Source organism: Streptococcus parasanguinis (genome assembly GCF_032163505.1).
Classification (GTDB): domain Bacteria; phylum Bacillota; class Bacilli; order Lactobacillales; family Streptococcaceae; genus Streptococcus; species Streptococcus parasanguinis_V.
On record NZ_CP134148.1, the window covers coordinates 1 to 9,995 of the forward strand.

The 9,995-nt window shown below is 34.2% G+C and carries 10 protein-coding genes and 1 pseudogene; 4 read left to right on the top strand and 7 right to left on the bottom strand.

Annotated features, from left to right (window positions below; translation table 11 throughout):
• Both RIN70_RS10280 and RIN70_RS10285 read right to left on the bottom strand, forming a co-directional pair.
• A pseudogene (locus RIN70_RS10280) lies at positions 1–233 on the bottom strand (plasmid recombination protein); the annotation flags it as partial.
• Positions 234–1,089: 856 nt separating this feature from the next.
• Entirely contained in the window at positions 1,090–1,887 is a 798-nt protein-coding gene (locus tag RIN70_RS10285; protein WP_313790783.1) for a hypothetical protein, read from the bottom strand.
• Positions 1,888–2,846: 959 nt separating this feature from the next.
• Here RIN70_RS10285 and RIN70_RS10290 point away from each other — a divergent pair.
• The 3 genes from RIN70_RS10290 (at position 2,847) to RIN70_RS10300 (ending at position 4,361) form a co-directional block, all read left to right on the top strand.
• Positions 2,847–3,095 carry a type II toxin-antitoxin system RelB/DinJ family antitoxin gene (locus RIN70_RS10290; RefSeq protein ID WP_001018847.1) on the top strand — a complete coding sequence of 83 codons (249 nt, stop codon included), beginning with the start codon at positions 2,847–2,849 and terminating at the stop codon, positions 3,093–3,095.
• Entirely contained in the window at positions 3,092–3,397 is a 306-nt protein-coding gene (locus RIN70_RS10295) for a type II toxin-antitoxin system RelE family toxin (RefSeq protein WP_061604750.1), read from the top strand. Before RIN70_RS10290 ends, RIN70_RS10295 begins: the two co-directional genes overlap by 4 nt.
• A 325-nt stretch (positions 3,398–3,722) precedes the next feature.
• Positions 3,723–4,361 (top strand): hypothetical protein, encoded by a 639-nt coding sequence (locus tag RIN70_RS10300; RefSeq protein ID WP_313790784.1) that lies wholly within the window; start codon positions 3,723–3,725, stop codon positions 4,359–4,361.
• 294 nt (positions 4,362–4,655) lie between these two features.
• Here RIN70_RS10300 and RIN70_RS10305 read toward each other — a convergent pair whose 3' ends face one another.
• On the bottom strand, positions 4,656–5,114 hold the full coding sequence (locus RIN70_RS10305; protein WP_313790785.1) for a hypothetical protein: 459 nt from the start codon (positions 5,112–5,114) through the stop codon (positions 4,656–4,658).
• A 64-nt stretch (positions 5,115–5,178) separates the two neighbouring features.
• Here RIN70_RS10305 and RIN70_RS10310 point away from each other — a divergent pair, with 64 nt between their 5' ends.
• Positions 5,179–5,466 (top strand): hypothetical protein, encoded by a 288-nt coding sequence (locus tag RIN70_RS10310; RefSeq protein WP_313790786.1) that lies wholly within the window; start codon positions 5,179–5,181, stop codon positions 5,464–5,466.
• Between the two features lie 161 nt (positions 5,467–5,627).
• Here the strand turns inward: RIN70_RS10310 and RIN70_RS10315 are convergent, their stop codons facing one another.
• The 4 genes from RIN70_RS10315 to RIN70_RS10330 all read right to left on the bottom strand — a co-directional run.
• A complete protein-coding gene (locus RIN70_RS10315; protein WP_313790787.1) occupies positions 5,628–6,005 on the bottom strand; it encodes a type II toxin-antitoxin system TacA family antitoxin in 378 nt (125 codons plus the stop codon).
• Between the two features lie 1,075 nt (positions 6,006–7,080).
• Positions 7,081–7,287 (bottom strand): helix-turn-helix transcriptional regulator, encoded by a 207-nt coding sequence (locus tag RIN70_RS10320; RefSeq protein ID WP_231082287.1) that lies wholly within the window; start codon positions 7,285–7,287, stop codon positions 7,081–7,083.
• Positions 7,288–7,343: 56 nt separating this feature from the next.
• The gene (locus tag RIN70_RS10325; RefSeq protein WP_313790788.1) at positions 7,344–8,198 is read right to left on the bottom strand and encodes a replication initiation protein; all 855 of its coding nucleotides are present in this window, start codon (positions 8,196–8,198) and stop codon (positions 7,344–7,346) included.
• A gap of 617 nt (positions 8,199–8,815) precedes the next feature.
• Positions 8,816–9,995 (bottom strand): plasmid recombination protein (locus RIN70_RS10330; RefSeq protein WP_313790789.1); only part of this gene is annotated, 1,180 nt, incomplete at its 5' end.

A 9,995-nucleotide genomic window follows, 5' to 3' on the forward strand; every position in this document is an offset into this window, starting at 1 on the left:
CGATCTTTGCGCTTTTGTTTTGCGTTGTAAGCGTTCAGTGCATCATCAAACAGATCATGATAAACATCTTTGATATCACGTTTGAAAATCTGAATATTGTATTTCGATTTTTCGCGCTGAATGTGCTTGTGAGCGTCGCTTTTAAATTCCTTTTCTGTCAGTTCGCGGTTGTTGTGTCTGATATTAGTTTGTTTTGGGTTTGTTTTGAAGGACAATGTCATTGTTTTATTCATGATTTAAACCTACCTTTCGAGAGTTACTCTTTAAGAGTTACTCATAGTATGCCAGTTTTTGTTAAAAATAAAGATAAAACAGAAGAAAAAACACAGCACTCAAAAAGTTTAACTAGGCTATTATCCTAGTTAATAAAAATAATGGATAGATATAGAAATCCATATTTTGCCTATCTCGTGGGTTTATATATAAGTCCATGAAAAATATAAATAATGGTCTACATAGTTGTCCATAAAACGATAAAATTATGGACTATATATAAGCCCATGATTTATTTAAAAGATGGACTACATACAAGCCCATTAATGGACTTAAACGTGGACCAGTATACAGAACCATCACTAAATTAAAAAAGCGCAAGGTAGCCCGAAAAAGCGGGCTAAGACGCAGCGCTATCGCTATTCTGCGTCGCTATTGTCGAATAAAAACAGACGTAAAAATCATAATCCAAAGTCGGGATTTAGCGGGAGTTTCTGTTACTCTTTGGCAAAGAGTAACGTTTTTGCACCTTTGACATCGCTTCGCGACGTACAAAGGAAAAACGCTCCGCCGAGGGCTATGGGTTGCACCCCTTTTTTTACCCTTACGGTTCAAAAAATTCACTGCTTTTTCGGCCCACAAAAGTGGCCTCGAAAAAATCGGCGCGAACCAGCGCACCGAAAAAATTGCTTCACGCAATTTTTGCTTGCCCATCTTTTGCTAAAAAAATAATTTCAGCTTCGCTAAAATTATCAGCAAAAAATGGTCTTCGCCCGTCGCACGAATCAGCGTGCGATTTGTCCGCGAACCGCGCAAGACAAAAAAGAGAGAGATCATAACTCCCTCCCATGCTTATTAACTAGGCTATTACTCTAGTTAATGTTTGCGATTCGACATATATTCATCATACGAGATTTCCAGTGGTTCATAAATCGAGATCGTATTAAGATCGATTATCGGTTGTTTCGTATCATTTCTTTTTTTTCGTCTTGCTGTATGTTCTAATGAATCAATTGAAATATCGCTATCAATCATTATTAAATTATTAATCGAAACGTGGCTTCGTTTATCTTTTTCATGATCGAAATAATTAAGACGATAGCTGCAACCAGTTCGAGAAGAGACGCGGACGGCTCTATTTTTATCGTATTTTGATAGTAGTTCAATTGCTGTACCATATTTTTCAGATAATTCTTTTAGCGTTGACTCATGTCTTTTAATTTCGATTTCATTATCTACGTCCAACTTTTCTAATTCTTCTGCGTCTGTTGTTCTATTTTTTGCAAGATTTAGTTCTTGCAGAATGCTACGATGATTTTCCAGCTCTCTCTCAGTATTTTTTTCGTAGCTTCTACGAAGCATATCAAGACAGTTTTCTACTGAGGTTGTGTCTGTATGTTTAGCCTCTTTGATCGACAAAGAGAGAGACGATGCAGAACGCAATCGGCTACGGCCAATTGTAATAGCATTGTTTGAGCTTTCTGAGTTAGCTTTTTTTTCTAACGTCGCCACGTCATTTTCTAATTGATCTAAAATATCAGTGGGAGCAGTAATGATATACTTGCTACCAGATACAATTTTTCCGTTAATCATTTCGATTAGCGGTTTTTCGTATACAACGTAGTCGTTATGCCTTCTCATCAAGTCGTCAAACTCTTTATACATTTCGGACAAATTCATTTTTCCTTACCTCTTTCTCAATAGGTTTTTAATCTAGTTTTTTCTTACGAAAGTAGTATGCCATCTTTTTGCGAAAAAACGCTTTTTTTTTTAAAAATTGAGAAAATATTGTTAAAACATCTTCGTGATGTTATAATAAATCGAGCATTTTATGCTGTAGTATAAAATGCACTAGGCGACCCCTAGAACTTGCTTCCTCTTTTGTGAGAGAAAACAATAGTCCATGTTTTGACCTCGCTTTGACATTGGCCGAGGATTCAAGATTTTTTGGCCGCAGGAGGCTTAAGATGAAGATCATCTTCAATAAAACATCTAAGAGTCTAACTCTTAGTATTGAAGTAAATGCAACCTTAATTAGCTGGTTGATTGCTTCATTCATCCGCTTTATTTTGTAATAAAGCACTAAAGCTCACTATTGGGGAATAGTGAGCTTGTTTTATAAAAAAAAAAGCGTTTGGGGAAACGCTTTTTTATGTCCATAAATAATGTGCCATTTCTTTCTCCTTTTCAATGAATAATAAACTTTTGATAGTTTATGATCCTGAAGGAGCTTCATTCATCGCCAAGAGCGAAAGATGAAAATAGCAACCTTAATTAGCTATTAATGTTATATCATAGTTGAGATTAAGAGTCAAATGATTTATAGAAATAATTTATTTTGTTTGTAAAGTTTTTATAAATATATTTTGGTACCTAGCCGCACTTTACAACTTTCCGAAAAATTGATCTTTTTCGGAAAGTTTGACAATAAGCAAAAAACAGCCCAAATCGTTGGGGCTGTAAGGAATTTTAGCGATAGATTGTCCGCCCTATAAACTGAAATCAGCTCAGAATGGCTATCTCAGCATCATTTTTTAACAATTTATACAGAAAAATTATCAACGAGAAAAAAATAGTTTGAAGAAATCTGTTTTTTTGTGTATAATATACACAAAAAAGATGAGGTGATTTAAATGGCTATTACAACTACAAAAGCAAGATTAAATCTAAGTATTGACTCCGAATTAAAACAGGAAGTTGGCGAGGTATTGAACGAGATTGGGCTTGACTATACCACCGCAATTAATTTATATTTCAATAAAATCAGACGTGATCGTAAAATTCCATTTGAACTTGAAGCACGAAAAAATTTAACTGTCGATGAATTTCTTGGTTCAAATTGGCGTGAAGGTTTGGAAAATGTAGAGGATGGTTGGGATTGAGCTATAAAGTTGAATTGATACCTGAAGCACAAGATGATTTTTATAAATTAGATAATAGTCAACGTCTTCATGTTAAAAAGTCACTTATCAAGTTAGAAAATCAAGGGATGCTTGCCGGAGAGGCTCTTCACGGTAATTTAGCAGGTTACAGAAAGTTAAAACACAAAAAACTGGGGCTAAGAATTGTTTTTCATGAAACTGTCAATGCAATTGAAATTATTGAAGTCATTGCTATTGGTAAGAGAAGTGATAACGAAATTTATACAATTTCTGAAAAACGTATAAGAAACATATCAGATTGAAGGAAAAGTCCATTTTGGACAGTTCTTCAATCTTTTTTCTTTTATTAGAGGAAGTAAAAACTCTTAAAAAGAGCATCACATCAACATCCAAAAGTTTTTTCACTGTAAGATAACTAACCTGTATAAAAGAAAAAACTCCTGCTATCCTCTTCAATAAATTAAATGATATAAGAAAACTGGAACTACTTTCATGTATAAAAATGGAAATTAATTCAAAATTAAAGTATAATATAAGTGAAAATAAAAGTTCTTGGCTAGAAAGGAAAATCACGGAAACTAAAACGCAAAGGACCTTTATAGTAGTAGTAGTAGATAATCACTAAAAATGGAGAAAAATAAAATGAGAGATAAAACAATTTTAACCAAGATGTGGGCTTTTCTAGTAACAATATCGCTACTTCTAATGATCACTAACGTAGTAAAAGCTGATTCAATTAAATTTAACGAAAACGAATCCCAAATTACATATATAAATAAGAGTGATGTAATTAATTCTTATGTAGCAGAAACCGGTGTTAGTTATGAAACCGCCAAAAATATGTTATTTCCAAACGAGTATGGAACAAGTTTATATATGGCAGGCGATAAAGATGTACGGTATGTACGTTTAACGGCATCTGGTTTTAGCTATAGTACATTAAACTCTTATTTGCCAGGTGATGCTGGTTTAGTATATTTTTATTGTGAAGTTTCGGTTAGTGGCCAATTCAGAGGAATTCGACGTATTGTATATGCCGGATATAACCCAGGAAATTTAGTGTTCTCAGGAAATTTTCAGTACCATTTAGAGAATGCGGGTAAGATACACTATACCATCTCAGGTGGATTATATAGCAATACAACAACAACCAATTCCGTTGGGAGCGGCGTTGGTATTGGTGGGGTAGGAAGTGTCAATGTTTCTGTTAGCTCGACTTCTAATTTCGTAAGAAGTATACTATATCATGGAAATCGTTATTATTAATAAAATCATGAGAAAAATAATCATTCCTTTAATACAATGCATTTTGTACCCCATATCTCCCTACATAGCTAGAGAACTGTGTCTCATGAACAAAAGTTTAGTAGACAATTTGTTTCTCGTTTTCTTTGTTTTACTAACAATTTCTATTTGGTTTAGTATTTGGAAATTGGAAAAACTTTTTGGAGATCGGTGATATTAATTTATGTACCAATCCAGAGAGTTAAGTAGATAGTAATTTAAAGTATAAAGAGTTGTCTAAAAAAAGACAACTCTTTATATTTTCTTGTTAGTGAATTATTTTTCGTATATAATTTCAGGTTCTGGTATGCTCATCCCTGATCCACCACCACTAAAATTATTTGTTTCTGATTGAGGGATTGCTATTTGTATTCCACCAGGACCGTAAGCAATGCCTGAAAAAGTTACTCTTTTTATTTTTCCTTTTACATATATTGAGCCACTAACTGATTGTCCTGCTCTGCCGTTACCTTTTACTGGGTAGAATAAGGTGCGACCATTTGTTAATGTAATACTAACTCCTCCAGAGAACTCATAAGAACTTTTAGTATAAGGTAGTGCGTACCACCATGCTCTAGTTCGATTATCATAAATTTCTATTTTGGAAATTCCACCATTTCCACGTACAGTGGAATATGGGGAAACATTGTTTGTTTTTGGAGTTTCGGCATATGTTGTAACGGTAAAGGAAAGAAGAGTTAAAGAGGTAGTTATAAATAAAATAAGTTTTTTCATTGTAGTTCTCCTTTATTTTTTGTATGATTATATCAGATTGTTTTTAAAAATGAAAGGGCTTTCTATGGAAAATGATGTGTTTTTTGATTATTTTTTAAGATCACTTAGGTTTCATTTTCGTGATAGGTGTAAGGATATTGGATTTATAACGTTTTTTAAAGATGAAAATAATTGTTTTATTACTATAGAGGATTATGTTTTGGAATCATTTGTAATATTGTCAAATATTTTGAGTGAGGATAGGATTGTGTTTTCTTGTGGAATTATTTATAGTAAGGGGGTAGTTACTGGAGTAGAAGTATGTATGAATGTATTAGAGTTAGAAAGATTAAATAATTTGTACAAGATATAGTTTTGAAGCATATTAAATTTTGTCGGCCAATAACGAAGCGGTCCTACTAGTCATTTTGAAAGCTGGATGACTTAGATAAGTCATCCAGCTTTCAAAAAAAGTCCTTGTTGTTCGAGGACTTTTTTATGTATATAAAGCTAAAAAAGATGAGATGTACAAAGCTATTCCCAAAATTTCCACCATTTTTTTTTATGTTCTAATAGTAGAGTCTCATTCCTTACTGTCAGAGCTCCGATCAGTTGCAACTGGCTGTTGCTTGTTTCGATCATATCAGCAATCTGCTTATCTTTTTGCTCGATTTGATCCACCAATTGAGTGCGTTCGCGTTCAAAATCCTCACGCAATTGCTCTATTTGGCTTTGTAGCATTTTTTCTATACGATTGCTAGAGTGTGTAGCATCGTCTATATTTGTATCGACATCTTCTACAAGACATGTATCTAAAACATACTGAGTCAGACTTTTGTTCTGTTGTTTAGCTATTTCTACAAGCTTTTCTTTCTGTTCTTTTGATACACGCATGCTGATTTGTACACTCATTATCCCCACCTCTTTTTCGCCGATTATATACGTTATACATAATGTTATGTATAACAATTATAGCATGTTCTATACAATTTCTGTACAGATATTTTGTTGAAATCGATTTTTAGCTCTCATTTCTATATCAGTTACTGTTAAAAATCGCACCGAACAGTTTTTATTATCGCTAAAATAGATTACAAAACGTAGCTTTTTCTTTCCTTTGTCCCGCACCTGTGTTAAAATAGGGTTAAATAAAAAAGAGAATTGCTGGAACAATTCTCTTTGTATAGCTACTTTGCGGTGGCAAAAAGTTCTTTCAACGCCTTTTTCCTAAGGCGTTTTTTCGTGGACTTTTAGTCCTTATTTTGTTTGAGCAGCGTTATGATCGCAAGAACGATCATAATCACTTCGTAAGCAGACATCTGTCTACTTTCCTTTCTCTTTTAAATGCAGAGAAATCGCTCATTGAGAGCGGTGTTTTTCTCATAGGCACCACCTTCTTCCTAGTCTAATGGTACCCCCGCTCGTAGCTATACCCTTATTATACTATAACGATTTTTAAAATGCAGAATTTATTCTCTAATTTAGGCCCAATATTTCATAAAATGAGGGGAAAAACCACAAGATATTGATTTAAACAAAACCAAGAACCCTATATAGAACAAGGGTTTTCGTGTTTTTTGTTATTTAAAAAATCAATATCTTGTGGTTTATAATTTTTTTCGACATTAGCTTATCGCAGAATTTTCAGAGGATATTTTCTTACAATCGATTTTAAGCTCTCATTTCCTTATCAATTCCCTATAAAAACAAAACAAAATGGTCTGGGAGGGTAAATATACCACCCACACCCTAAAGGTTCTCAAAATGCATTATATAACGTTAAAAAGCGACATAAGAAAAAAGCATGGTTTATTCAACCGTGCTTTTTTCTGTTTTATAGTCTATAACTAGGCTATTAGACTAGTTAGAATTTTCTTCCGAAATAGTAACCGACTACAAAAGCAGCTGAAAAGAACAACATACGCAATCTCCTTTTTATTTATTTTAACACTATAGTATCATTAAAAGCACAGATAGTAAAGCCCTTTCAGAGTCTAAAAAGATGTTCTATAGGTTCTTTTAAAACTTTAGCTAATTTTAAAGCTATTTCTACGGATGGTATTGTTTTACTATTTTCTATTAAGCCTATCATTTGCCTTGAAGTATTTATTTTTTTAGCTAATTCTTCCTGTGTCAACCCCTCTCTAACTCTAAAATGTTTTATATTGTTTTGATAATTATTTTTTTCTGACACCCTGGCACCTCTTTCCATAATCGTTTATTAGTTCTGTTCTTTCTGTCGTTTTGTTACTATAACCTCCCCAACATTTCTTTTTTCTGCTTCTCTAGCTCGATTTTTGTTTCTTCTGACGTCGTATTCTTATAATCAGGATTTGACCACTTAGGAACGTTCGTTTCTTTTACTTTTGAGCCGTACTTATCATCTTCCCACGCGTCTCGGGCTTCTTTATCAAAATGGAATCTGTAAGATGTGACTTTCGGTCTGCCACGTTCTCCCCTTTTGCGTTTTGCTTTTACTTCCTCTAACCTCAGGTTTGGATAGTATTTTTTTAATTCCTCCAAAGCTGGGTTTATGATTTTTTCCCGAATTTTTGTAGCACCGTAGCTGTCTGGGATCGCTAAATAACGTTTGAAATTTTCTACCGTTACGACCCAAAATCCTGTGTCAGCAAACTGACGCAAAAATTTGTATATGTCGATAGTGTACTGTTTACTAAAGCTGTTTCCAATCTGCAACGGGAATTTTGTATATTCGTTTGCAAAATCTTTTATCAACGAAAAATAGTCAGGGTTAACTCGTACAGTTATTTCTCCATTCTTTTTATCAACTTTTCTTGCCGTGAATAGCATGAATTCTTCGTAAGATGTTTCAGTTTCAATCTCTGTTATTGATAGAGATAAAATTTTTCGAAATGTCTGTCGAATCAGTCTAATACCTTCTTCTAAAGACCTTGGTTTTGATTGCGCAAGTGATATAAAACGATCATAATCAATCGTAATGTCACTACCATCTGTCTCTTTGATTAACCAGATGAGTGTCATTAATATCTTTTTTTGTACGAGCGAGAAGTCTTTTAGTGGAACAGCATTAAAGTCGTTAGAATACTTTGCTACTTCTCTAATTTCGTTTTTTTCTTCTGTCATAAGAATTAAAATCCTTTTTCATTTTTATATGTTTTATTATATCAAAAACCTATATTCCAGTCAACAATAAAATCCAAAAGGATTTTATTTCTCTAAAAGGGATTTTATTCTCTCCAAAAGGGATTTTATTTTCTCTAAAAGGGATTTTATTTTCTCTAAAAGGGATTTTATTCGTCAGCTATCCTTAGAGCCTCAAGGGATAGCCAGATCCTACAATATTACTTACAATATATATATACAATATATAATTACAATTAGCGCTTCGCGCTTATAACCATATCCAATTTCTAACAATGAAAATTAAGTCGCTTCGCTCCTTTTTGAGGCTATCGCCTCTGTTCGCTACGCTCCCGCTAACGCAAAATTTTAAAAAGCTCTACGTATAAACTTTTGTTGACGAATAAAAAGAGTAAGGTCGCTAAACGCTCCCGCCTTCAAGGGGAAAAGATAAGTTGGTAAAGGGTATATATGTAGGAGCCTAATTTTCCCTCTATATATCAGACCTTTAAGTAAGCAGATCCCAGCAGTGATGTATATTGTTTTTAAATAAGCAGTAATAAAATCCCAATGGATTAAATTTCTCTAAAAGGGATTTTATTACTAGGATAATAATCAAGTTATCTACTCAAGTCAAGATCATCTCTATCAAATGTTTTCTCACCATCTTCTAACTCAAGATCTTTTCTCTGAATAATCTTTTCAGCAATCTCAGCACGTTCTTGATCCGTTAGATAATACTCTTGGTCCTGCAATTGAGATCTGTATTTGTTTCTATCTTCAATCACATACTGCAAATCTTTCGTCAGACGATCATTTGTTCTCATTAGATCAGCCATTTCTTCTTTTAATTTTGCAATAGTTGCCCTCAGACGTTTCACGATTCCTAAACCAAGAACATGATCTTTAAAATCTTTCAACAACTGCATCAGCGGGCCAGAATTAGCCCTACGTGCCAAGTCATCAAAATCCTTTTCTGGAACCATAACATAACGTTGTTTTTCCTCGCCAAATCCTTTCTCTTTGATTCGATAGTTCCGCTTATCGTCGATTGGTTTATCTGCAATCAGCTGCATCTTCAACATTGCATCGACAGTTTTATCTTCGATTCGTTTCATATCAAGCTTTTCAGACTCGCTCATGATCTCATCGTTCATCTGCTTAATAATTCTAGCTTGTTGCTTCTTACTAGCTTTAAAAGCTTCATCTCTTTTTTGGATCATTTCTTCTTGTTGTTTCAATCTCTTGTTTAACTCATTCATCTTTTCTTCATGAGCCTTTTCTTCGCGTTGCATTTTAACAATCTGACTTGATTTTCGATTCTCAATATATTCCATCGCGTCTTTATATTCGCGCATATCCTTGATATCATTGGTTTGCCCAGCTTTTCGGTCAATTCCGATTTCATGGACAAACTCATGCAGACGATGGACTTCTGCATCTCTAAACGCTTTAAACTGCTCGTGTCCAGATGGTCCAAATCCTTCCTGTTCCAACGCTTTTCTAAATGACGGTTGAACTGAAAGCCCATTTTTGTACCCATTCGCTGTTGGAACGACATTAAAATGTGCATGAGGGGCCCCACCTTCGTCTAGATGCACGATTGCGTTATAGATGGTCATGTTGTCATGTCGTTCGTTAAAATCGCGCACATAACGCGCCAGGGCTTCTCCCACTTCCTGTTTTTCTTCAAAACTCAACTTTTCCCAATCTGCCTTATTGCCGACGGCCACGATGAATTCCCTTTGTAGGTCCAAGTTTTTGGACTTCTGGACGTGTTTATAATAATCATCGATCTTA